At 70.5% G+C, this 22,259-nt stretch carries 22 protein-coding genes; 11 read left to right on the plus strand and 11 right to left on the minus strand.

Going from position 1 to position 22,259, the window contains the following annotated elements; genetic code table 11:
* Positions 1–53: 53 nt before the first annotated feature.
* The 9 genes from MTQ12_RS01270 to MTQ12_RS01310 all read left to right on the plus strand — a co-directional run bounded on the left by MTQ12_RS01270 (position 54) and on the right by MTQ12_RS01310 (position 9,334).
* Positions 54–1,793 carry an FMN-binding glutamate synthase family protein gene (locus MTQ12_RS01270; protein ID WP_247423321.1) on the plus strand — a complete coding sequence of 580 codons (1,740 nt, stop codon included), beginning with the start codon at positions 54–56 and terminating at the stop codon, positions 1,791–1,793.
* A gap of 102 nt (positions 1,794–1,895) precedes the next feature.
* Entirely contained in the window at positions 1,896–2,657 is a 762-nt protein-coding gene (locus MTQ12_RS01275; protein WP_137318917.1) for a response regulator transcription factor, read from the plus strand.
* Positions 2,658–2,755: 98 nt separating this feature from the next.
* The gene (locus MTQ12_RS01280) at positions 2,756–4,444 is read left to right on the plus strand and encodes an ATP-binding protein (RefSeq protein ID WP_247423642.1); all 1,689 of its coding nucleotides are present in this window, start codon (positions 2,756–2,758) and stop codon (positions 4,442–4,444) included.
* The gene (locus MTQ12_RS01285) at positions 4,441–6,006 is read left to right on the plus strand and encodes a trypsin-like peptidase domain-containing protein (RefSeq protein WP_247423322.1); all 1,566 of its coding nucleotides are present in this window, start codon (positions 4,441–4,443) and stop codon (positions 6,004–6,006) included. The genes MTQ12_RS01280 and MTQ12_RS01285 overlap by 4 nt, the downstream gene beginning before the upstream one ends.
* A gap of 151 nt (positions 6,007–6,157) precedes the next feature.
* Positions 6,158–6,448 carry a WXG100 family type VII secretion target gene (locus MTQ12_RS01290; RefSeq protein WP_247423323.1) on the plus strand — a complete coding sequence of 97 codons (291 nt, stop codon included), beginning with the start codon at positions 6,158–6,160 and terminating at the stop codon, positions 6,446–6,448.
* Between the two features lie 197 nt (positions 6,449–6,645).
* Positions 6,646–7,455, plus strand: a complete 810-nt coding sequence (locus MTQ12_RS01295) for a PspA/IM30 family protein (protein ID WP_247423324.1) — start codon at positions 6,646–6,648, stop codon at positions 7,453–7,455.
* Entirely contained in the window at positions 7,452–7,736 is a 285-nt protein-coding gene (locus tag MTQ12_RS01300) for a hypothetical protein (RefSeq protein ID WP_247423325.1), read from the plus strand. The genes MTQ12_RS01295 and MTQ12_RS01300 overlap by 4 nt, the downstream gene beginning before the upstream one ends.
* 93 nt (positions 7,737–7,829) lie before the next feature.
* Positions 7,830–8,744, plus strand: a complete 915-nt coding sequence (gene htpX, locus MTQ12_RS01305; RefSeq protein ID WP_247423327.1) for a zinc metalloprotease HtpX — start codon at positions 7,830–7,832, stop codon at positions 8,742–8,744.
* Positions 8,745–8,755: 11 nt separating this feature from the next.
* Complete coding sequence (locus tag MTQ12_RS01310; RefSeq protein WP_247423329.1) at positions 8,756–9,334, plus strand: hypothetical protein; 579 nt, start codon at positions 8,756–8,758, stop codon at positions 9,332–9,334.
* Here the strand turns inward: MTQ12_RS01310 and MTQ12_RS01315 are convergent, their stop codons facing one another.
* The 3 genes from MTQ12_RS01315 to MTQ12_RS01325 all read right to left on the minus strand — a co-directional run bounded on the left by MTQ12_RS01315 (position 9,335) and on the right by MTQ12_RS01325 (position 11,341).
* Entirely contained in the window at positions 9,335–9,550 is a 216-nt protein-coding gene (locus MTQ12_RS01315; RefSeq protein WP_247423331.1) for an RNA-binding S4 domain-containing protein, read from the minus strand.
* A gap of 109 nt (positions 9,551–9,659) precedes the next feature.
* Positions 9,660–10,466: a hypothetical protein gene (locus tag MTQ12_RS01320; protein WP_247423334.1), complete on the minus strand. Its 807-nt coding sequence runs from the start codon at positions 10,464–10,466 to the stop codon at positions 9,660–9,662.
* Between the two features lie 116 nt (positions 10,467–10,582).
* Positions 10,583–11,341 carry a sulfite exporter TauE/SafE family protein gene (locus MTQ12_RS01325; protein ID WP_247423336.1) on the minus strand — a complete coding sequence of 253 codons (759 nt, stop codon included), beginning with the start codon at positions 11,339–11,341 and terminating at the stop codon, positions 10,583–10,585.
* Between the two features lie 39 nt (positions 11,342–11,380).
* On the opposite strand from MTQ12_RS01325, the gene MTQ12_RS01330 reads away from it, so the two are divergent.
* A complete protein-coding gene (locus MTQ12_RS01330; RefSeq protein ID WP_247423338.1) occupies positions 11,381–12,064 on the plus strand; it encodes a DUF1707 domain-containing protein in 684 nt (227 codons plus the stop codon).
* A gap of 103 nt (positions 12,065–12,167) precedes the next feature.
* Here MTQ12_RS01330 and groL read toward each other — a convergent pair whose 3' ends face one another.
* From groL to mmsB, 6 genes are all read right to left on the minus strand, one after another.
* A complete protein-coding gene (gene groL, locus MTQ12_RS01335) occupies positions 12,168–13,793 on the minus strand; it encodes a chaperonin GroEL (protein ID WP_247423340.1) in 1,626 nt (541 codons plus the stop codon).
* Positions 13,794–14,067: 274 nt separating this feature from the next.
* Entirely contained in the window at positions 14,068–14,271 is a 204-nt protein-coding gene (locus MTQ12_RS01340; RefSeq protein WP_137318905.1) for a cold-shock protein, read from the minus strand.
* A 302-nt stretch (positions 14,272–14,573) separates the two neighbouring features.
* Positions 14,574–15,161, minus strand: a complete 588-nt coding sequence (locus MTQ12_RS01345) for a LytR C-terminal domain-containing protein (RefSeq protein ID WP_247423341.1) — start codon at positions 15,159–15,161, stop codon at positions 14,574–14,576.
* 2 nt (positions 15,162–15,163) lie between these two features.
* Entirely contained in the window at positions 15,164–15,457 is a 294-nt protein-coding gene (locus MTQ12_RS01350) for a DUF3263 domain-containing protein (RefSeq protein WP_137318903.1), read from the minus strand.
* A gap of 160 nt (positions 15,458–15,617) precedes the next feature.
* On the minus strand, positions 15,618–17,084 hold the full coding sequence (locus tag MTQ12_RS01355; protein WP_247423342.1) for an aldehyde dehydrogenase family protein: 1,467 nt from the start codon (positions 17,082–17,084) through the stop codon (positions 15,618–15,620).
* A gap of 55 nt (positions 17,085–17,139) precedes the next feature.
* Positions 17,140–18,036, minus strand: coding sequence for a 3-hydroxyisobutyrate dehydrogenase (gene mmsB / locus MTQ12_RS01360; RefSeq protein ID WP_137318902.1), 897 nt, complete (start codon positions 18,034–18,036; stop codon positions 17,140–17,142).
* A gap of 186 nt (positions 18,037–18,222) precedes the next feature.
* Here mmsB and MTQ12_RS01365 point away from each other — a divergent pair, with 186 nt between their 5' ends.
* Positions 18,223–18,903 carry a uracil-DNA glycosylase gene (locus MTQ12_RS01365; protein ID WP_137318901.1) on the plus strand — a complete coding sequence of 227 codons (681 nt, stop codon included), beginning with the start codon at positions 18,223–18,225 and terminating at the stop codon, positions 18,901–18,903.
* Here MTQ12_RS01365 and MTQ12_RS01370 read toward each other — a convergent pair.
* Positions 18,868–20,964: a threonine/serine exporter family protein gene (locus MTQ12_RS01370; protein WP_247423343.1), complete on the minus strand. Its 2,097-nt coding sequence runs from the start codon at positions 20,962–20,964 to the stop codon at positions 18,868–18,870. The genes MTQ12_RS01365 and MTQ12_RS01370 overlap by 36 nt on opposite strands.
* Positions 20,961–22,232 carry an amidohydrolase gene (locus tag MTQ12_RS01375; RefSeq protein WP_247423344.1) on the minus strand — a complete coding sequence of 424 codons (1,272 nt, stop codon included), beginning with the start codon at positions 22,230–22,232 and terminating at the stop codon, positions 20,961–20,963. The genes MTQ12_RS01370 and MTQ12_RS01375 overlap by 4 nt, the downstream gene beginning before the upstream one ends.
* Between the last annotated feature and the right edge of the window lie 27 nt (positions 22,233–22,259).

Here is a 22,259-nt window from a genome sequence, read left to right on the forward strand (position 1 = left end):
CGGCGCGGACCCGGCCCGGTGACCGCGCCGGAGCACCGGCGTAGGCTGGTCCCATGGTCGCCATCGCCGTGTTCGTCGCACTCCTCGCCCTGGTCGCCGCCTCCGTCCTGCTGGCGGTGGTCGTCTCCGCCTGGTGGTGGCTGCTCGCCGGCCCCGCGATCCTCCTCCTCGTCCTCGGCATCATCGACATCACCCAGCGCGAGCGCGCGATCCTGCGGAACTTCCCGGTGATCGGCCGCGGCCGGTACCTCATGGAGACGATCCGGCCGATGATCCAGCAGTACTTCGTCGAGCGGAACTACGACGGCAAGCCCTTCGACCGCGATGTCCGGCTCCTCGTCTACGAGCGCGCCGCCGGCACCCACTCGGTCAAGTCCTTCGGCACCGAGCTCGAGGTGCGCTCCCCGGGATACGAGTACCTCGTCCACTCGGTCCAGCCCGGCCGGATACCCGAGGGCGAGCATCGCGTGCGCCTCGGCGGTCCCCAGTGCACCCTGCCCTACGACGCCTCGCTGCTGAACATCTCCGCGATGAGCTTCGGCTCCCTGTCGAAGAACGCCGTGCTCGCGATGAACCGGGGCGCGGCCAAGGGCGGCTTCCTCCACGACACCGGGGAGGGCGGCCTGACGAAATACCACCTCGGCGCGGGCGCCGATCTCCTGTGGGAGTTCGGCAGCGGCTATTTCGGCTGCCGCGACGCGGACGGGAACTTCTCCCCCGAGGAGTTCGCCGCCAAGGCCCGGCTCGACGAGGTCAGCGCCGTCTCCATCAAGCTCTCGCAGGGCGCCAAGCCCGGCCTCGGCGGGGTGCTGCCCGGCGACAAGGTCACCCCGGAGATCGCCGAGGCGCGCGGTGTGCCCGTGGGCATGGACTGCATCTCCCCACCCGGGCACTCGGCGTTCGGCACCCCGACGGAGATGATGGAGTTCATCGCGCAGCTGCGCGAGCTCTCCGGCGGCAAGCCGATCGGCTTCAAGCTCTGCGTCGGCATGCGTCGGGACTTCCTCGCCCTGTGCAAGGCGATGCTCGCCACCGGCATCCTGCCCGACTTCATCATCGTCGACGGCGCGGAGGGCGGCACCGGGGCGGCCCCGCTCGAGTACGAGGACCACATGGGCACGCCGCTCGCCGAGGGCCTCCACATCGTCCACAACGCGCTCATGGGCTGCGGCCTGCGGGAGCACATCCGGATCGGCGCGGCCGGCAAGATCGCGAGCGGCCACGACATCGTGCGGCTGCTCATCCAGGGCGCCGACTTCTGCATGTCGGCGCGCGCGATGATGATGGCCGTCGGCTGCATCCAGGCCCAGAAGTGCCACACCAACCACTGCCCCACGGGCGTGGCCACGCAGGACCCCAAGCTCGCCCGCGGGCTCGACGTCCCCTCGAAGTCCGAGCAGGTCTACAACTACCACCGGGCGACGATCGAGGAGACCAAGCAGATGCTCTCCACGCTCGGGGTGTCCGGCCCCGAGGAGCTCGACCTGCGGATGCTGCGCCGCCGCATCTCGCAGACCGAGGTGGTGACCTATCAGACGCTCTACAACTGGCTGCGCCACGGCGAGCTCCTCAGCGACCCGCCGCGCGGCTGGGCGGCGGACTGGAACGCCGCCTCGGCCGACCGGTTCGGCCCGGACCCCCGCCTCCGCGGCGCCCGCTACTCCCCCGACCGGAACCGCGACGGGATCCCCGATGTCGGCCTCGACGACGCGCCCGTCGGGACCTCCGGATCGCCGATCGAGGGCCGCGACATCATCCAGGACTCACCGGACGACGGGAGCTACCATGCGTGAATCCCACCCCCGGGTCGCGCATCGTCCTAGATATGACTCACATCACATTCATGCTCAGTCGACATCCAGCCGACTACCAGATTCGGGGAGCATACTCGGACCATGAACACGACTCACCATGAAGCCCAGGACGTCGAGGCGACCCTCCTCGTCGTCGACGACGAGCCCAACATCCGCGAGCTGCTCTCCACCAGCCTCCGCTTCGCCGGATTCGACGTGGTGTCCGCGGCCAACGGCACCGAGGCCCTGCGCCTGGCCGAGCAGACCGAACCGGACCTCCTCGTCCTCGACGTCATGCTCCCGGACATGGACGGCTTCACCGTCACGCGCCGCCTGCGCCAGGCCGGGCGCCACATCCCGGTCGTCTTCCTCACCGCACGCGACGACACCTCCGACAAGATCACCGGCCTCACGGTGGGCGGCGACGACTACGTCACCAAGCCGTTCTCCCTCGAGGAGGTCGTCGCCCGCATCCGCGCGGTGCTGCGCCGCACCCACAGCCTCGAGGAGGAGGAGACCGCCGTCATCGAGGTCGGCGAGCTCGAGCTCGACGACGACACCCACGAGGTGCGCCGCGGGGGCATCCTCATCGACCTCTCCCCGACCGAGTTCAAGCTCCTGCGCTACCTCATGCTCAACGCGAACCGCGTGCTGTCGAAGGCGCAGATCCTCGATCACGTGTGGGAGTACGACTTCGGCGGCGACACCGGCATCGTCGAGTCCTACATCTCCTACCTGCGCCGCAAGATCGACACCGCGCCCACCACGGACGAGGCCGGCAATCCCGTCGAGCTCGCGTGGACGCCGATGATCCAGACCAAGCGCGGCGTCGGATACATGCTCCGCACGCCCGAGCAGAAGTAGGCGACCGAGCCATCTCCGCCCCCGTCAGACACAGCCGCAGGGACCGGACGGTCATCTGGGAGGAGTGGTCGCTCACGACCAAGCTCCTCTCGATCATGATGACCCTCATGGTGCTCGTCCTGTCCGGCACGAGCGCCTGGGTCCTCGAGAACCTCCGCGCGAGCCTCATCGAGCGCACCGACCAGCGGCTCATCCAGGCCTCCGAGGCGCTCGCGATCCAGGCCGCCGACCAGGTGCTCGTGCCCTCCCCGCTGCGCACCCCGGAGTCCACCACGCCCTCGGAGGACTCGCTGCGCAACCTGCTCCCCGGCTCGTACTACGTGCAGTTCTACACCACCGACGGCGAACGGATCTACGAACCGGTGGCCCCGGAGCCGGACAACACCCCGCGCCTGCCGACGATCGACACCGACACGGTCACGACGATGCAGGGACGGCCGTTCACCGTCAACGGCACCGGCTCCCAGTGGCGGGTGCGGGCGCTCACCGTGAGCAACTCCGACCTCCTCGTCGCGATCGCGGTGCCCTTCGACCGCGAGGTCGACGCGATCAGCGAGCGCGCCCGCAACACCATGGTCGGGATCGGCCTGCTCGCGCTCGCGCTCGTCGCCGGGGTCGGGTACTTCGCCATCACCAACACCTTCCGCCCGCTCAAGGCGATCGAGGAGACCGCCTCCCGGATCGCCGCCGGGGACCTCAGCCAGCGCGTGTCGACGTACCCGCCGGGCACGGAGCTCGGCCGGCTGTCCGCGGCGCTCAACACCATGCTCGGCCGGATCGAGGACTCCTTCGACGGGCAGACCCGCTCGGAGAAGCGGATCCGCCAGTTCGTGTCCGACGCATCCCACGAGCTGCGCACCCCGCTCGTGACGATCCGCGGCTACGCCGAGCTCTACCGGCAGGGTGCGGTCACCGACCCGGAGCACATCGCCCAGGCGATGAGCCGGATCGAGGCCGAGGCGAAGCGCATGGGGGTGCTCGTCGAGGACCTCGTGCTGCTCGCCCGGATGGACGAGCTGCGGCAGACTGAGACCGGTCCGGTGGACCTCGGGGCAATCGTCCGCGACGCCGCCGCGGACGCCGCCGCGCAGGACCCCGACCGGGACATCGCCTTCATCGGGCTCGACGGCGAGGACGCCCGCCCGGTGCCGTCGGTCATCGGCTCCGACGCCAAGCTCCGGCAGGTCATCGTCAACCTCGTCGGCAACGCCGTGCGGCACACGCCGCCGCAGACCGCGATCGAGTTCGCCGTCGGCGTCGTCGGCCTGCCCGAGCCCGCCGCCGAGCCCGAGGAGTCCAAGCCGGAGCGCGGCTTCGTCACCGGGCCGGTGCGGATCTTCCGCCGCGAGTCGAGCGAGGAGCGCAAGCAGAGCGCGGAGAAGAAGAAGGCCGCCCGGGCCGAGGAGCGCGCCCGCACCCGCACCGGCGAGCAGGCCATCGTGCCCGATGTGTCGGCCACCGGCGGGGTGAGCGTGAGCGAGAACCTCCGCGGGTTCCCCGCCGGCCGCGTCCGCTTCGAGGTGCGCGACCACGGCGAGGGCATCGACCCGGGCCTCGCGCCGCGGATCTTCGAGCGGTTCTACCGCCTCGACTCCTCGCGCAACCGCGACACCGGCGGCTCCGGCCTGGGCCTGTCGATCGTCAAGGCGATCGTCGAGTCCCACCGCGGAGAGATCTCCGTGCACCCGACCCCGGGAGGCGGTGCGACGTTCCGCGTCGACCTCCCCATCCCCCCGCAGGACACCCCCGATGAGGACAGCGAGCCGATGAGAAAGGACCACCCATGAGCGACGATCCCCAGCGCCCCGGACCCGGAGACCCCCGACAGTCCGGATACGGGCAGCACACCCCCGGGTACGCCTCCGGTCCCGGCCGGCATGCCGAACCGCAGCGCCCGACCTTCGGGTCTCCCACTGCTCCTGCCGGGCCCTCGGGTCAGCAGGGCTACAGTCAGCAGTCCCCGGGTCAGGAGTCCCCGGGTCAGCAGGGTCAGCCCGGCCGGCAGGGCTACGGCCGACCCGGTTCGGGACAGTCCGCACCGGCCGGACAGCCGGGCTACGGACAGCAGGGCGGGGCGCCGGGATACGGCCAGCAGTACAAACAGCAGGGCGGCACCCGGCCGGGCTACGGCTCCGCGGGAGCCCCCGCCGCCGGCACGACCTCCACCGGCACTGCGGTCGGCACCACAGCACACGCCGGACCGGCCGGCTCCGGCCCGGCGTCGCCGGCTCCCGCCTCGGGACCGGGGCGCGGCCGCCGCGGACCGGGCTGGCTCCCGCTCCTCGCCCTCACCCTCGTCGCCGCGCTCATCGGCGGAGCGATCGGCGTCGGCACCGCGTTCTTCCTCGATGCGCAGAACGATCGGCAGTCGCAGGAGGAGGTGACGATCGAGACCCCGGACTGGACCGCGATCTCCGCCGAGGCCACGCAGAGTGTCGTCGCGATCCAGGTGGGCACCAACGGTCAGATGTCCGGTGTGGGCTCCGGGTTCGTCTACGGCGACCAGGGCTACATCATCACCAACAACCACGTCGTCGCCCCCGCCGACACCGCCGGCGGCGAGGTGCAGGTGGTGACGAACTCCGGTGCGATGGTGAGCGCCTCGATCGTCGGCCGTGATCCGGAGACGGACATCGCCGTGCTCCAACTCGACCAGCAGCCCGAGGGACTCACCCCGCTTCCGGTGGGTGATTCCGCGGCGATGCAGGTGGGCGACCCGGTGATGGCGCTCGGCAACCCGCTCGGGCTCGCCGACACCGTGACCACCGGCATCGTCTCCGCGCTCAATCGACCGGTGACCACCTCGAACATCGGGGAGAACCCCTCGGAGGAGGACATCGCGCTGACGATCACCAACGCGATCCAGACCGATGCCGCGATCAACCCCGGCAACTCCGGCGGTCCGCTCGTCAACGGGCAGGGCGAGGTCATCGGCGTGAACTCCTCGACGGCGACCCTGCAGCAGCCGGGCTCCGGCGGGCAGAGCGGCTCGATCGGCATCGGATTCGCGATCCCGATCTCGCAGGCGACGAACATCGCCGACCAGCTCATCTCCACCGGTGAGGCCAAGCACCCGCACCTCGGGGTGAGCATCACCTCCGGCGAGGTCGAGAGCGGCGGCATCTCCCGCGGTTCCGCGGTCGTCTCCGCTGTGGAGGGCGGCTCCGCGGCCGACCAGGCCGGCATCCAGCAGGGCGATCACATCATCGCGGTCAACGACACCCCGGTGAACTCGAGTGTGTCGCTCCAGGCGATCATCCGTGCGCAGGCGGTCGGCGACACCGTCACGCTCACGATCGTGCGCGGCGGCTCGGAGACGAACGTGCAGACGACGCTCGGCGAGGGCTGACGCCGGGACCGGAGGTCACAGGCGCACCCACGCGTGCGAGCCGGGGGCTGTGGACGATATCGCGTCATCCACAGCCCCCGTCCGTGCCTGGCGCGGCGGACCGGTGGGGGACGAACCTGGGAGCACCAGCCCGTCACCCCAGGAGGATCCCATGTCCCTGTTCGAAGTCGATTCCGAGCGCGTCCTCGCCACCGCCGCCACCGCATCCCGGTCGGTGACCGTGCTCGGCGGCGAGGTCGACCAGCTGCTCCATCATCTGCGCACCCTCAACGAGTGCTGGCGCGGCAGCGCGGCGCAGAACTTCACCGCGGTCGTCGACGACTGGGAGGCCGTGCAGCGCCGCGTCCACGAGTCGCTCGCCTCGATCAAGGAGGCGCTCCAGCTCGCCGGCCGGCAGTACAGCGAGGTCGAGGAGGCGAACACCCGGCTCTTCATGCGCTGAGCGCCGGGAGACCCGCGCGGTGGGCGCCGCCGCCTGGTGCCGCGCAGCGCGGGCCCGGCGCGGATCTCGGCGGAAATTTCCAGACTCACGCAGTAGTGTGGACCGGGACAGCACGCGCGACCGAGCGTCGTGGCCGCCGGTGTTCCCCGGCCCGCGCCCACGGCTCTCCGACCGGCTCCGAAGGAGACTCCCTGAGCATGAGCATTTTCAAACGCATCGCCATGATTTTCGGCGCCAAGGCGAACTCGGCCCTCGACAAGGCCGAGAACCCCAACGAGACCCTCGACTACTCGTACCAGAAGCAGCTCGAGCTCCTGCAGAAGGTGCGCCGCGGGGTCGCGGACGTGGCGACGAGCCGCAAGCGCCTCGAGCTCCAGATCGGCCAGCTCGAGCAGCAGCAGTCGAAGCTCCAGTCGCAGGCGCAGAAGGCCCTCGAGGTCAACCGCGAGGACCTCGCCCGCGAGGCGCTCACCCGGAAGTCCGGCCTGTCCCAGCAGATCGCCGACCTCCAGACGCAGCACCAGAACCTCCAGGCCGAGGAGCAGAAGCTCACCACCGCCTCGCAGCGCCTGCAGGCCAAGGTCGACGCCTTCCGCACCCGCAAGGAGACGATCAAGGCGACGTACACCGCCGCGGAGGCGCAGACGAAGATCGGCGAGGCCTTCACCGGCATCTCCGAGGAGTTCGGCGACGTCGGCCTGGCGATCCAGCGGGCCGAGGACAAGACCGCGCAGCTGCAGGCCCGCGCCGGCGCCGTCGACGAGCTCATCGCCTCCGGCGCGCTCGACGACATGACCGGCACCGCGAAGGACGACATCTCCGCCCAGCTCGACGCGCTGTCGAGCGACAACGACGTGGAGATGGAGCTCGCCCGGATGCGCGACTCGCTGCCGAGCGGCAGCGGCGGCGCCCGCCGTCCCGCCCTCGAGGCCGAGGACGCGGAGATCGCCGACCCGGCCCAGGGCACCGCGGAGGGCACCGTCGACGGCCGCGGAGGTGCGCAGTGATCGTCCGCATCATGGGTGAGGGCCAGTTCGACGTCGCCGACGTCGAGCAGGACACCCTGCAGAAGTACGACGCCGAGGTCGAGGAGGCCGTCGAGTCCGGCGATGCCGACCACGTCCACCGGGCGCTCGAGACGCTCCGCCAGTACATCTACGACCACGCGCAGCCGGTCTCCGAGGACTTCCTCGGCGGGTCCGACATCGTCATCCCCTACCCGGATGCCGAGATCGACGACATCCGCCGGCTGCTCACCGGCGAGGGCTTCCTCCCCGACCCCGCCTGAGCCCGCGGCGCGCGGGTCCCTGCGCGCCACCGTCCGCCGCCCCGGCACCGGCCGGGGCGGACCGCAACCACAGGAAGCAGGCCGCTCGTCTCCATGGCCACCTCGCGATTCATCAAGGACCGCGGACTGTCGTTCCGCATGGGCGTCACCGTGTTCCTCAACGGGCTGATCTACGTCGTCCTCATCCTCGCGATCTGGTGGATCCTGGGGCGGAGCACGGCCGGGGCGATCCTGGCGCTCCTCATCAGCGTCGGGATCTTCTTCTTCCAGTGGTACTTCTCCGACTCGATCGCGCTCAAGTCGATGCGGGCGCGCGTCGTCACGCCGGAGGAGGCGCCCGAGCTCCACGTCATGGTCGACCGGCTGTGCCAGCTCGCCGACTCGACGAAGCCGCGGGTGGCGTACTCCGACTCCCCCGTGCCCAACGCCTTCGCCACCGGGCGCTCGCCCCAGCACTCCGTGGTGTGCGTGACGCGCGGCCTGCTCGAGCAGCTCGAGCCCGCGGAGGTCGAATCGGTGCTCGCCCACGAGCTCTCCCACGTCGCGCACCGCGACGTCACGGTGATGACGGTCGCCGGGGTCACCGGTGTGGTCGCCGGGCTGATGATGCGCAGCTTCCTCTACTCCGGCGGGCGCGGCCGGGGAAACTCGAACACCGGCGGCATCCCGATCCAGCTCGCCATGATGCTCGTCGGCGTCGTCGTCTACGCCCTGAGCTTCGTCCTCATCCGGGTGCTCTCCCGCTACCGGGAGCTCGCCGCGGACCGTGCGGCCGCCTACCTCACCGGCAGCCCCTCGACGCTCGCCTCGGCACTGACGAAGATCAGCGGTGAGATGGGCCGGATCCCCGCGCAGGATCTCCGCGCCGCCTCCGGCGCGAACCACCTGGCGCTCGTCCCGGCGATCAACGGCCGCGACGTCGTGCAGCTGCTGAGCACGCACCCCAGCCTGGAGCAGCGCCTCGCCCAGCTCCAGCGGATCTCCGAGGACCTCTCCCGCCCGATGTGAAAGGGGTCCCGATGGGATTCTTCGACGCCCTGCTCGGCCGCAGCACGCCCAAGAAGGCCAATCTCGACGACCTGTTCGCGCTGCCGCCGGCGGTCCTCACGCTCGAGGCGGCGACGGGCATGCGTCCCACCGGCACCGCGGCCGTGGCGTTCCGCGAGGTCGAGGGCGGCGCGTTCGCGCAGGTCGAGCAGGAGAGCCGGGCGCTCATCGCCAAGGACCCCGACTGCACGGTGCGGCAGGAGAACGACGGCTTCGGGTACACGTGGCAGGTCATCAGCGAGGCGCAGGCGAACACCTCGAACCTCGTCACCAACGTCCACGCGGTGAATTCCTCGCTGGAGAACCAGGGGTTCGGGCCGATGCTCCTGTGCTCGGCGCTCTACCTCGCCGATGCCGAGGGCACCCGCGCCGCACTCATCTACCTCTACAAGCGCGGCACCTTCTACCCGTTCGTGCAGACCGGGCCGCACCGGCGCGACACCGCGCTCGAGATCCAGATCCGCGGCATCGTGTCCGGCGAGCTCACCGTCGAGCCCGACCTCTCGAAGTGGTCGCCGGTGTGGGACGCCCCCGGGATGACCGGGCAGTAGCTATTCCGCGCGGACCACGGTGAAGGAGATGCCGAGGACGGACACGGTGTCGCCGGGCGTGATGCTCCGGCCGCGCCGGGTGTCGACCTCGCCGTTGACGCTGACCTCGCCGCCGGCGATGAGCTGCTTGGCGAGCGCTCCGTTCTCGGCCACTCCGTGGAGCTTGAGGACCTGACCGAGGGTGATGCTATCGTCCCGGATCTCGACTGACTCCATGCGGGTGCTGACCTTCCGGACTCGGGTCCGCCGGTGCAGGATGCGTGCGGCGGGGACATGCATGCGGTGCTTCCAGGGTAGCGCCCGCCACGTCTGCGCGCCCGGGGGCTCAGAACCCGAAGTCGAATCCGCCGCCCATGTCGCCCATGTCCTCGCCGAAGCCGCCGCCCATGTCCTCGCCGCCGCCCTCGCCGGCACCGAGGCCGTCCTGGTAGCCCTCGCCGTAGGAGCCGTCCCAGCCGCCGCCGAAGCCGCCGAACATCATCGCGCCCATGAGGACGCCGGGCAGCAGGCCGGAGCCGGCGTAGGAGTTGAAGTAGCCGCGGTTGTACTCGGCGTAGGCCGGACCGGCCTCCCAGTAGGCGCGGCGGGTGCGCCCGTCACCGGTGACGACCTTGCGGACCGCGGGCTCCGCGCCCACGGCGACGCGCTCGGCGTCGGCCGCGCACACGGGCACGGGACGGGGCCGGCCGCCGACGGGCGCCCAGTCGATGTCCTGCATCGAGGGGCCGTGCTGGGGGTTGAAGAAGCAGGGCGGGCGGCGCACCGGAAGGGGCTTGCCCTCGACGCGGGCGCGCACGCACTTGGCGGCGTAGCGGCCGTCCTCGATCGCCTCGGTGACGTGGCGGATGTCCTCCGGGTCGTCGACCCTGTCGAGGGTCTCCTTGGCGGTGTCGTAGGCGTCGATCGCCCGCTGGTAGTCCTGGCGGCCGCCCTCGTCGAGCTCGACCCCGGCGGTGACGATGTCGAGGTCGGCGACCTCCTCGCCGTAGGCGGTGACGTCCTCGGCGGCGGTGCCCCTGACGAGCTCGAGCTCCGCCCTGCGCTGTTCGAGTGCCCGGTTCCGCTCCCGTCGCGAGCCGACGTAGAAGGCCACGCCGACGATGACGAGCAGGGCCACGAACACGTATCCCATTGCGTACCTCTCCATGGTGTTGACGGATCGAGCGGACTGCCTCGATTATCCGTGGTCAACCTGGCAGCGATCTGTGCCCCACCTGCACTGCGGCCCGGTATCGAGCCCCGGGCGGCTCAGCGGCCGGCGAGCTCGGTGAGTCCGATGACGAGCGTGAGGATGCCGCCGCCGAACGCGAGGGCGATCATGATGATCCGGGCGATGTGCACCGGCATGACGCGGGACAGGAACTCCCCGGCCACCTGGCCGAGCACGAGGGCGGCGATGATCGCGGCCCAGATCCCGATCTCGAGCTGCGGCACCGCGTGCGCCCCGTCGAACAGGATCTTCGCCGCGATCGCGCCGATCCCGGCGATGATGAAGTACGGCTGCAGGGTCGCCGCGAAGCTGCGCTGGTCCCAGCGCGTCATGATCGCGTAGACGCTCACGGCCGGGCCGCCGACCCCGGCGGAGCCGCTCATGAAGCCGGAGAAGAACCCGGCCGTCGCGGTCCGCGCGGTGGTGGGCTCGATCGGCGGGGCGTAGCGGCTGCCGAGGAGCGAGGCGGACAGCGCGGCGACGATGAGCAGGCCGATGAACACGTGGACCGCCCAGCCGGGCATCACCGTGGTGAGGAGCGCTCCCGGCACGGTCCCCAGCAGCGCGCCGACGGCGAGCACCCACACTCGCGGCCATCGGATCTCCCGGAAGGTCCGGGCCATGACGATCGAGGAGGACACGACGCCGCAGAAATTGACGAGCACGACGCCGGGCACGGGTTCGAGGAGGACGACGAGGAACGGCCCGGCGACGAGCGCGAAGCCCATCCCGGTGGTCCGCTGCATGAGCGCTCCGACGAACACGAAGAGCACGATGAGCACGACGACGGGATCCACGCTCTCGATGGTAGCCGGGGACGGGGGTAGTCTGGGCGCATGGCTCTCGACAGCTCCGCCTGGTCGTCCTTCAGCGCGGACCCGCGCGCCGAGGGCGGCCTGCGGGCGTCCGACGCGGACCGCAATGCGGTGTTCGAGATCCTCAACGCCGCGCTCGCCGAAGGACTCCTCGACATCGCCGAGCACGGCGAGCGGCTCGACGCCGCCGCCGGCCTGCGCCGGCTGGGCGAGGCCGTGCCGCTCGTCGAGGACCTCATCCGGCCCGACGGCGGACCGCCCGGCAGCGGCACCCTGGTGCGCCCGGAGCTCGAGGCGCTCGACGAGTACTCCGGCACCCCGACCACGCCCGAGGCGATCGACGCCGCGGCGGTCGAGCTGTACCGGGAGGACGTGCGGAAGGCGATCGTCGGAGCGGCCACCCCGTCCCTCATCACCGTGCTCATCTGGGCGGTGACGTGCTTCGTCGCCGGCAGTCTGATCTTCTTCTGGCCGGCCTTCGTCATCCTCGGCACCGGGATCAGCGTCATCACCACCGTGTCCTCGCGGAGCTCGATCATCCGCAGGCGGCGGGAGATGCTCACCACCCGGGCGCGCGCCCGGCTGGGCGATCCCCGTGCGCAGGCCGAGATCGAATCGAACCCGAGCGCGTTCCGCTACGAGCCGCGCTCCACCCGCGCCGACCGCCGCGCGCGCCGCCGGGAGATCGACCGCCGGCTCGAGTGAGCGCGGCCGGTGCAGGTACCGCACCGATGAATGCAGTGGGGGCGAGGTCGCGTGCGACCTCGCCCCCGTGCCGACCGGAGTCAGCGCTGCTGTGCGTGCTGGATCAGAAGTCCATGCCGCCCATGCCGCCGTCGGCTCCCGGCATCGCCGGAGCGGGCTCCGGCTTGTCGGCGACGACGGCCTCGGTGGTGAGGAACAGCCCGGCGATCGAGGCGGCGTTCTCCAGCGCGGAGCGCGTCACCTTGACCGGGTCGTTGATGCCTGCGGCGAGCAGGTCCTCGTACTCACCGGTGGCCGCGTTGAGTCCGTGACCGGGCTCGAGGTGGCGCACCTTCTCGGCCACCACGCCCGGCTCGAGGCCGGCGTTCGTGGCGATCTGCTTGAGCGGGGCGTCGATGGCGACCTTGACGATCTGCGCACCGGTCGCCTCGTCGCCGGTCAGCTCGAGGGTCTCGAACGCGGTCTTGCCCGCCTGGATGAGGGCCACGCCGCCACCGGCGACGATGCCCTCCTCGACGGCCGCCTTCGCGTTGCGCACGGCGTCCTCGATGCGGTGCTTGCGCTCCTTGAGCTCGACCTCGGTCGCGGCTCCGGCCTTGATGACTGCGACGCCGCCGGCCAGCTTGGCCAGGCGCTCCTGCAGCTTCTCGCGGTCGTAGTCGGAGTCCGAGTTCTCGATCTCGGCGCGGATCTGGGCCACGCGGCCGGCGATCTCGTCCGAGTCGCCCGCACCTTCGACGATGGTGGTCTCGTCCTTGGTGACGACGACCTTGCGGGCGGTGCCCAGCAGGTCGAGGGTGGCGTTCTCGAGCTTGAGGCCGACCTCCTCGGCGATGACCTGTCCGCCGGTGAGGATCGCGATGTCGGCGAGCTGCGCCTTGCGGCGGTCGCCGAATCCCGGGGCCTTGACGGCGACGGACTTGAAGGTGCCGCGGATCTTGTTGACCACGAGCACCGCCAGGGCCTCGCCCTCGACGTCCTCGGCGATGATGACCAGCGGCTTGCCCGACTGCTGCACCTTCTCGAGGACGGGGAGGAGATCCTTGACGTTCGAGACCTTCGAGTTGACGATGAGGATGTAGGGGTCCTCGAGCACCGTCTCCTGGCGCTCCGTGTCGGTGACGAAGTAGCCGGAGATGTAGCCCTTGTCGAAGCGCATGCCCTCGGTGAGCTCGAGCTCGAGGCCGAAGGTGTTCGACTCCTCGACGGTGACGACGCCCTCCTTGCCGACCTTGTCGATCGCCTCGGCGATGAGCTCGCCGATCGCGGGATCACCGGCGGAGATGCCGGCGGTCGCAGCGATCTGCTCCTTGGAGTCCACGTCGACCGCGGACTCGAGGAGCTTCTCCGTCACCGCGGCGACAGCCTTCTCGATGCCGCGCTTGAGGCTGAGCGGATCGGCACCGGCCGCGACGTTGCGCAGGCCCTCGCGGACGAGCGCCTGGGCGAGCACCGTGGCGGTGGTGGTGCCGTCGCCGGCGACATCATCGGTCTTCTTGGCGACTTCCTTGACGAGTTCCGCACCGATCTTCTCGTACGGGTCCTCGAGCTCGATCTCCTTGGCGATGGAGACGCCGTCATTCGTGATGGTCGGCGCTCCCCACTTCTTTTCGAGCACGACGTTGCGACCGCGCGGTCCGAGCGTGACCTTGACGGCATCGGCCAGGGTGTTGAGCCCGGTCTCGAGTCCGCGACGTGCTTCTTCGTCGAATGCAATGAGCTTTGCCATAGTGGCTGGGGTCCTCCCTGTAACGGGGTGGATTGTCGATCTCGTCTCCGCAGCGCCCGCGACGGCCGGGCTTCGCTCCGCTGATTCCCTTCCACAGCGGCGCTGGGCCCTCTTCGCGGAGCCGAGTCACACCAGTACTAGATTTAGCACTCTCCCCCACCGAGTGCAAATGCCCCGGTGCGGTTCCCTCCCGGCAGCGTGCGCCGGGAGGGAACCGCACCGGGGCAACAGAAAACCGGAGGTCGAAACCCCCGGTTCACCGTCTGTCGGCCGATCAGGCCAGAGTCACGGACTCCGCCTGCGGACCCTTGTCGCCCTGGCCGACCTCGAACTCGACCTGCTGGCCCTCTTCCAGCGAACGGTATCCGTCCATCTGGATCGCGGACCAGTGGACGAAGACGTCCTGCTCGCTGCCGTCAACGGTGATGAAACCGTATCCCTTTTCGGCATTGAACCACTTGACAGTACCTTGCGCCATTATTTCTCCAAAACAGCTGTGAGCGCGCGTGATGCGCATTGAATCAGCCCCTGAAACTTCGAGATGACGCCGATACTTCATTCACCGCCGGTGCTGTGCACGCGGCTGAAAACTTCTACCGGAAGCCACGACGGGCCTCAGTTGACTGCTCCCCATCCTAGACGCGCACCCGGAGGAACACAAGCCGCCTTGATGAACATTCGGAGAACCGCCGCATCCGGACCCACTTCAGGACAAGCGGGCTTGCCGCGAAACGGACGGAGTCGGCCCAGGTCAGGGCTATGAGCGCGGGGATCCGCGGCTCAGGCGCCGGGGTCCTCCGCGGCCCCATCGGCAGTCGGCGGATCGTTCGCGATGTCCGAGCAGACGACGACGGTGATGTCGTCCGTGAACTCCTCGGACTCCTCGACATCGGTGACCCCGAGCAGCTCGGCGAGCGCCTGCGCCTCGGCCTCGAACTCCGGATCGGAGTAGTGGATCGAGGACACGGTGTCCGCCGTCGTGTGGTTGCCGACCTGCGCCACGGTCCAGCCGGCGCCCTCGGCGGCCTCGCCGAAAGCGGAGCCCGCGCCGGACACGCCCGAGGCGTTGAGGACGGCGACCGCGGCCGTCTTCTCCACCGCGTCGATGTCGACGGAGGGCTCCTCAGTCGTTTCCTCGCTCGTGGGCTCGGCGGTAGCGGTGGGCTCGGCGATCTTCTCCTCCGGGTCGCCGGCCGAGGTGCGGATGATGTTGATCGCACCGAACACGAGGAGCAGCGCGGCGATCGCGAGGATCGCGATGAGCGCGAGCGCCCCGGCCTGCGAGGTAGGGCCGCCGTCGCGCCGATGCGCGCCCTTCCTGCCGGTCGCCGGCAGGTCGTCGAACTCGTCCTTGGGGTAGTCGGCCACGGTTACCTCGCGATCCGGGCCTGTGCGCGGTGGCGCTGTCGACTGTCACGGATCCGCCGCAGTCGCTTGATGAGGATCGGGTCCGCGACGTAGGCCGCGGGGTTCTCGAGCAGGGAGTTCAGCACCTGGAAGTACGACGCGGCGGACATGTCGAAGCGCTCGCGGATCGCGTGGTCCTTCGCTCCGCCGTAGGTGTACCAGCGGCGCTCGAACTCGAGAACCGCGACTTCGAGCGTGCTGAGCTCGCCGTGCGGTGCATCACCGCCGCCGTGCGCGCCCGACTCCACGTGCGCCATGCCACCTGCCTTCTGTTCGGATGCGGCCATTCTACCCGGAATCACATCGATGTGGTTCGCTCCACCGGTGCCCGTGTGCCCGGGTGACCGGGTGACCGGGATGAGCGGCGGTCGCTCGCACACCGCCCGACTCGGGACGAGCGTGCGAGCGGCCCTCGGCTCAGCGGATCTTGACGTTGATCTGCTTGATCTGGGTGAAGCCCTCGAGCATGCCCTCGAGCGAGGCCTCGCGGCCGAACCCGGAGGTCTTGTACCCGCCGTAGGACTGGCCGACGACCTGCCCGCCGCCCTGGTTGATCTGCACCCAGCCGGACTCGATCCGGTCCGCCATCCGCAGCGCCTTGTCGATGTCGCGGCAGAACACGAAGGCTGCGAGCCCGAAGTCGCTGTCGTTGGCCATCTCCACGACCTCGTCCTCGGTGGTCCACGGGATCACCGAGAGGACGGGGCCGAAGATCTCCTCCTGGCTCGTCTTCCACTCGTTCTTCGCCTTCGAGAACACGACCGGCGCGTGGTAGAAGCCGGGCTCGCCGACCTCGAGGTCGTCCGCGCCGTCGTAGGCGATCTCGACACCGTCCATCGACTTGCCGAGCTCGATGTAGTCCGCGATCTGCCGGTGCTGCTTCTCATTGATGACGCAGCCGATGTCGCTCGCCTCGTCGCGCGGGTCGCCGACCTTCATCCCCTTGATCCGCTCGACGAGCCTGCCGAGGAAGTCGTCGTAGATCTCGGTATGGAGGAACAGGCGCGAGCCCATGGTGCACGACTGGCCCTGGCGGGCGAACCGGGTGGCGAGGAGCACCTGGTCGAGCACGTCATCGGTGTTCGAGTCCGGGAAGATGATGTTCGGGCTCTTGCCGCCGAGCTCCATCGAGGAGTGGGCGAGGCGCTTGCCGGCGACCTCCGCGACGTGGCGGCCGACCCCGGTGGACCCGGTGAAGGACACCTTGTCGACGTCCGGATGCTGGACGAGCGCCTCACCGATCACCGAGCCCTTGCCGGTGACGACGTTGAAGACGCCGGGGGGCAGGATGTCGCCGATGATCTCGGCCATCTTGACGATCGTCAGGGGCGCGTCCTCGGCGCTCTTGAGCACGAGGGTGTTGCCGGCGGTGAGTGCGGCCGGGGTCTTGAACGCCGCGATCATCAGCGGTGAGTTCCACGGCAGGATGCCAGCGACCACACCGAGCGGTTCGCGCTTGGTGTAGTGGAGGTCGCCGTCGCCGGCCGGCAGGGTGACGCCCTTGACCTCGCCGGCGACGCCGCCCATGTAGCGGAACAGGTCGACGAGCACGCCGGTCTCCGGGCGGGCCTGGGTGCGGATCGCGTTGCCGGTGTCGAGCGCGGTGAGCTGGGCGAGCTCCTCGGTGGCCGACTCGAGCGCGTCGGCGCAGCGGAGGATGAGCTTCTGGCGCTCCTTGAAGTGGAGGCCGGCCCATGCGGGGAAGGCCGCGCGGGCGGCGGCGACGGCGCGGTCGGCGTCCTCGGCCTTGCCGTCGGGCACGGTGGCGACGACCTGGTTGCGGTCGATCGGGGTGATGACCTCGGTGCGGGAGCCGTCGGCGGCATCGACCCATTCGCCGCCGATGTACATCTTCCAGTCCTTCGGTGCTGGGAAGTCGGTCACAGTGTTCCTCTCGTAGCGTGCGGGCCCGGAGCGCTTCCGGGTGCGGGGCGCGGGTTCAGGACGGGAAGGTCCCGTCGACGATCTTCTTGACGATGGAGCAGTCGCGGTCGCCGGCGCCGGCGTCGGACACCTGCTGGAGCATCTCCTGCACGATGGTGCCGAGGACGAGCGGGGTGTCCGTCTCCTCGGCCGCGGCGAGGGCGAGCGTGATGTCCTTGTTCGCGAGGTCGGCGGTGAAGGTGGGGGCGAAGTCGTTGTTCGCCGGGGAGGAGTCGACGACGCCGGGGTACGGGTACCAGGTGCGCAGCGGCCAGGAGTCGCCCGAGGACACGCTGGCGATCGAGTGGAACACCCGGTGGTCGAGGCCCAGGCGGTCGGCGAGCACCGCCGCCTCCGAGGTCGACACCATGTTGATGAAGAGCATGAGGTTGTTGCAGATCTTCGCCGCCTGGCCGGTCGTCGCCTCGCCGGTGGCGATGATGTTGCCGGCCATCGGCTCGATGAACGGCCGGGCCTTCTCCACCACGTCCGGCTCGCCGCCGACCATGAAGGCGAGCGTTCCCTTCTGCGCCCCGGCGATGCCGCCGGACACGGGGGCGTCGAGGAACTCGAAGCCGGCCGCGGCCGCCTCGTCGTGCAGCGTGCGGGCCGAGGCGACATCGATCGTCGAGCAGTCGATGAGCAGGGTGCCCGGGGCCGCGTTCGCGAAGATCCCGTCGGGCCCCTGGTAGGCGGCGAGCGCGTGTTCCCCGCGCGGCAGCATGGTGAACGCGATCTCCGCACCTGCGAGCGCCTCGGTCGAGGACCCGGCGGCGATCACGCCGTCGGCCGCGGCGGCCTCGAGGGCGGGGGCGGAGAGGTCGAAGCCGCGCACGGTGTGGCCGGCCCCCACCAGGTTCGCAGTCATCGGGTGGCCCATGTTCCCCAGGCCGATCCAGGCGATTGTCGCCATCACATCCATCCTTCCGCAGCATCGGTTCGACAGTGCACTCGCCTCCGAGCATATCCGTCACCGGAGCACCCGGTCACTCCCCTGCGCGGACCGCCTGCGCACAGCCGCTGTGCACGCCGAACGCGAAGAGCGCACCGGCCATGTGCCCTGTGGGTGAGGCACTACCGAGGCACTACCCTGTGAGGCATGCCCGACACCCCGCCCCCGCTCTCGCAGATCATGGCCGCCGACTGGGCCGCCGCACTCGCACCCGTCGCAGGCGACATCCGCCGGATGGGCGACTTCCTGCGAGCGGAGAACGCCGCCGGCCGCCACTACCTGCCGGCCGGCGACCAGGTGTTCCGCGCCTTCGTCGAACCGCTCGCCGACGTCCGGGTGCTCATCGTCGGCCAGGATCCCTACCCCACCCCGGGGCACCCGATCGGTCTGTCCTTCGCCGTCGCGCCCGAGGTGCGGCCGCTCCCGCGGTCCCTGCAGAACATCTACACCGAGCTCGAGGCCGACCTGGGGATCCCGAAGGCGGCCTCCGGCGACCTGCGGCCTTGGGCCGAGCAGGGCGTCATGCTCCTCAACCGCTGCCTCACGGTGGCACCCGGCGCACCCGCCTCGCACCGCGGCAAGGGATGGGAGGCGATCACCGACCGCGCGATCGAGGCGCTCGCCGAGCGCGGCGGGCCGCTCGTGGCGATCCTCTGGGGGCGCGACGCGCAGGCGCTCGGACCGCGGCTCGGCGACGTCCCGATCATCGCCTCACCGCACCCCTCGCCGCTGGCCGCGTCCCGCGGGTTCTTCGGCTCGCGCCCATTCAGCCGCGCGAACGCGGAGCTCGAATCACGCGGCGGGCGCGGGGTCGACTGGCGGCTCTGAGCGGCGCTTGTGCATGCCGAGCGGGCGGGCGAGGAAGTTCCCGAGCACGGCGCCGACGGCGAGCGCGGCGTTCGCGGTGACTGCAGTGAACAGCGAGGACAGGCCGGCGGACAGCGGCACCGCGTCCTGGGACTGCACGATCTCGTAGACGGCGGAGAAGATCGACAGGCCCTGGAGGAGCGGGAAGATCGCCGGGATGAGCATGACGATCGCCGGCGCACCGCGCCACAGCGCGATCGGGCGGCACAGGAAGCCGACGACGGTCGCCGCGATGAGACTCGTGATGATAGTGCCGAGCCCGATCACGCCGAGCCCGGTCAGCGCGAAGAAGCCGATGAGTCCGACGCCGGCGGCCGGCAGGATGATCCGGCGGGCGGCCTGGTTGCCGATCGAGCCGCAGGCGGCGACGATCGAGGCGGCGATGAGCGAGATGATCGTCGACAGCGCCTCCACTCCCCCGGACTCGACGACGATCTCGATCGGCGAGAGTCCGATGAGCATCCCGACCCGGAGCCCGAGCGCGATCCCGGAGACGATGCCGGCCATCGACATGAACACCTCGACGGTGCGGCTGGCGGCGGTGAGCGGGAACTTCGTCAGCGAGTCCTGCACCGCGGAGAACAGGCCGAGCGTGGGCAGCAGGAGCACGATCCCGCTCGCCACGAGGTACTGCGGACCGGCGATGAGGTCGAAGGTCCAGGCCGTCATCGCGACGAGGGTGGTGAACATCGATTGGGCGGCGATGGTGAAGAACGGCGGCATCCCGGTCCGTCCCAGCAGGGCGCCGAACCGGTCGTTGACGATGGCCATGATGAACCCGAGGAACGAGGCGATGTAGCCGCCGCCGAGCAGGAGGACGAAGCACCCGGCAAGGAGGCCCCAGGCGACGGTGACGAACGTCTCGCCGTAGGGGCGGCGCTGCCGGCGGATCGCGTCGATCCGTTCGCGGGCCTCGAGGTAGTCGATCCTCCCGTCGGCCATGTCGGACACGAGGGTGTGGACGGAGGCGAGCTTCGCGAAGTGGATGGACTCCTCACGATTGACGCGCATGACGGTCATGAAGGTGCCGTCGGGGTTCGCGTAGTGCACGGTGAGCGAGTTCGAAGTGAGGTCCACCTCGACGTCGAGCAGCCCGAGCGAGGTGCAGGTGGCGATGACGGACACCTCGACGTCGGCGGACCCGGCACCGGCGCGGAGCATGATCGCGCCGATGTCGACCGCGAGGTCGAGGATCATCCGCGCCTCCTCCTCGGTCTTCACCACGGTGGCGACCGGCGCCTGGTAGGGCGTGCCCTTGAGCGCGGCGATGATCGGGATCGGTTGGGTCGACGGCGAGTTGTCGGTGACGATGCGGCCGACGGCCTTGCGGGCGATCTTCTCCGCGACGCGCTTGGAGTTCGCACCGGCGGGCCGGGTCAGCTCGATGAGCTTCTTCGCCCGCCGGCTCACCGGCTTCTCGTCGGCAGAGCGCGGGGTCTCGGACTCGGCGGGGCGGGAGCCCCGGGGCGCGGAGTCGACGGCGACCTCGACGAACTCCGGCGGCGTCTCCTCGCCGCCGGCGGCCTCGGCCCCGCGCGCCCCTGCGGGCTCTCCGGAGCCGTCGGCGTCCTCGGCCTCGCGGGCGACGGAGGCGGTGACGGAGTCCGCGGAGGACTCGACGGCAGCGCCCCCGGCCCCGGTCTGCGGTTCGGCGACCGGCTGCTCGGAGGGCTGCGGGATCGGCGAGCCGGCGTTCGGCGTCGCGGTCGTCGTGCCCCCGGCCGGGGTCTCCGTCGTCGCCTCGCCGGCCGCACCGGATTCCGTGGCCTCGGCGGCGAGCTGCGCCTCGGCGGCGTCGAGAGCGGCCTCCGCGGCGGCCTCGTCGGCATCGTCCTCCGGGGTCTCACCCGTCACCGTCGAGCCCTCGGAGGCGCGCTGGGTCGGGGCCGGGGGCACCGGGTCGCCGGCGGGTGCCGGGTCGCCGGCGGGCGCCTCGGCGACCTGCGGGATGCCGCGGGCCGGCGTCTCGGCCTCGGGGTCGATGATCGGCACTTCCTGGGTGTCGTCGTCCTCGTTGGTCATGGCAGGTGGATGTAGGTCTTCCCGAACGGGTCCGCGACGCGCGCCTCGCCGGTCTCCCAGTCGTGCGTATAGACCTCGCGGCCGTCGACGAACACGTGGGCGGCGCGGGACTCGAGGGCGAGCGGATCGCCGGACCACACGACGACGTCGGCGTCCTTGCCGGGCTCGAGCGAGCCCAGGCGCTCGTCGAGGCCGAGCATGCGGGCGGGGTTGATGGTGAGCGCCTCGAGCGCGGTCACCGGGTCGAGCCCGGCGCGCACGCACAGCGCGGCCTCGTTGATGAGGAGATCGATCGGCACCACCGGGTGGTCGGTGGTGAGCGCGATCCGCACGCCCGCGGCGGCGAGCACGGCTGGAGTGCTCATCGCGCGGTTGCGCAGCTCGATCTTCGACCGGGAAGTCAGCAGCGGGCCGACGATGACGTCGACACCCTTCTCCGCGAGGTAGTCGGCGATGAGGTGGCCCTCGGTGCCGTGGTTGACGACGAGCCGGTAGCCGAACTCCTCGGACAGCCGGATCGCGGTGGCGATGTCGTCGGCGCGATGGCAGTGCTGGTCGAAGGCGAGCTCGCCACGCAGCACCTGGCACAGGGTCTCGAGCGCGAGGTCCTCGTCGTGGATGACGCCGAGCTCGCGCGCCTCCTCCTTGTGGGCGGCGTAGTTCCGGGCGGCGACGAACGCCTCGCGGATGATCCGGGACACGCCCATGCGCACCGAGGGCGTCTTCTGCTGCCGACCGTAGACGTTCTTCGGGTTCTCGCCGAGCGCGGCCTTGACCGACACCGCCTCGCTGATGAGCATCTCGTCGACGATCCGCCCCCAGGTCTTGATCGCCGCGGTCCTCCCGCCGATCGGGTTGCCGGAGCCGGGCTTGATGACGGCGGAGGTGACGCCGCCGCGCAGGGCATCGCGGAAGCCGACGTCGGCGGGGTTGATCGCGTCGAGGGCGCGCAGCGCCGCCCCGTTGGGGTTCGTCTTCTCGTTGACGTCGTTGTCCGCGTCGGACTCCCCCTCCTCGTGGAGGCCGAGGTGCCCGTGGGACTCGAGCAGGCCGGGGGTGATGAAGCCGCCGGCGGCGTCGACGGTGCGCACGCCCTCGGGGATGGTCACCCGGGCGGCGGGGCCGACGGCGGTGATCCGCCCGTCGGTCACCAGCACGGTGCCGTTCTCGATCGGCTCCGCGCGCTGCTCGCCGGCGGCGACGGGGACGACCGTCCCGCCGGTGATCGCGACGGTCGTTCCGAATCGGACCGGAACAGGCTGGTACATCGCCGTCCTCCTTGGCTAGCGTGGGCG

The sequence above is a fragment of the Brevibacterium sp. R8603A2 genome (assembly GCF_023072605.1).
GTDB lineage: Bacteria > Actinomycetota > Actinomycetes > Actinomycetales > Brevibacteriaceae > Brevibacterium > Brevibacterium pityocampae.

Coding starts and splice junctions, on each gene's coding strand:
- MTQ12_RS01270 (WP_247423321.1), top strand. CDS start 54: ATGGTCGCCATCGCCGTGTTCGTCGCACTCCTCGCCCTGGTCGCCGCC.
- MTQ12_RS01275 (WP_137318917.1), top strand. CDS start 1,896: ATGAACACGACTCACCATGAAGCCCAGGACGTCGAGGCGACCCTCCTC.
- MTQ12_RS01280 (WP_247423642.1), top strand. CDS start 2,756: ATGACCCTCATGGTGCTCGTCCTGTCCGGCACGAGCGCCTGGGTCCTC.
- MTQ12_RS01285 (WP_247423322.1), top strand. CDS start 4,441: ATGAGCGACGATCCCCAGCGCCCCGGACCCGGAGACCCCCGACAGTCC.
- MTQ12_RS01290 (WP_247423323.1), top strand. CDS start 6,158: ATGTCCCTGTTCGAAGTCGATTCCGAGCGCGTCCTCGCCACCGCCGCC.
- MTQ12_RS01295 (WP_247423324.1), top strand. CDS start 6,646: ATGAGCATTTTCAAACGCATCGCCATGATTTTCGGCGCCAAGGCGAAC.
- htpX (WP_247423327.1), top strand. CDS start 7,830: ATGGCCACCTCGCGATTCATCAAGGACCGCGGACTGTCGTTCCGCATG.
- MTQ12_RS01310 (WP_247423329.1), top strand. CDS start 8,756: ATGGGATTCTTCGACGCCCTGCTCGGCCGCAGCACGCCCAAGAAGGCC.
- MTQ12_RS01315 (WP_247423331.1), bottom strand. CDS start 9,550: ATGGAGTCAGTCGAGATCCGGGACGATAGCATCACCCTCGGTCAGGTC.
- MTQ12_RS01320 (WP_247423334.1), bottom strand. CDS start 10,466: ATGGGATACGTGTTCGTGGCCCTGCTCGTCATCGTCGGCGTGGCCTTC.
- MTQ12_RS01330 (WP_247423338.1), top strand. CDS start 11,381: ATGGCTCTCGACAGCTCCGCCTGGTCGTCCTTCAGCGCGGACCCGCGC.
- groL (WP_247423340.1), bottom strand. CDS start 13,793: ATGGCAAAGCTCATTGCATTCGACGAAGAAGCACGTCGCGGACTCGAG.
- MTQ12_RS01340 (WP_137318905.1), bottom strand. CDS start 14,271: ATGGCGCAAGGTACTGTCAAGTGGTTCAATGCCGAAAAGGGATACGGT.
- MTQ12_RS01350 (WP_137318903.1), bottom strand. CDS start 15,457: ATGGCGCACGTGGAGTCGGGCGCGCACGGCGGCGGTGATGCACCGCAC.
- mmsB (WP_137318902.1), bottom strand. CDS start 18,036: ATGGCGACAATCGCCTGGATCGGCCTGGGGAACATGGGCCACCCGATG.
- MTQ12_RS01365 (WP_137318901.1), top strand. CDS start 18,223: ATGCCCGACACCCCGCCCCCGCTCTCGCAGATCATGGCCGCCGACTGG.
- MTQ12_RS01370 (WP_247423343.1), bottom strand. CDS start 20,964: ATGACCAACGAGGACGACGACACCCAGGAAGTGCCGATCATCGACCCC.
- MTQ12_RS01375 (WP_247423344.1), bottom strand. CDS start 22,232: ATGTACCAGCCTGTTCCGGTCCGATTCGGAACGACCGTCGCGATCACC.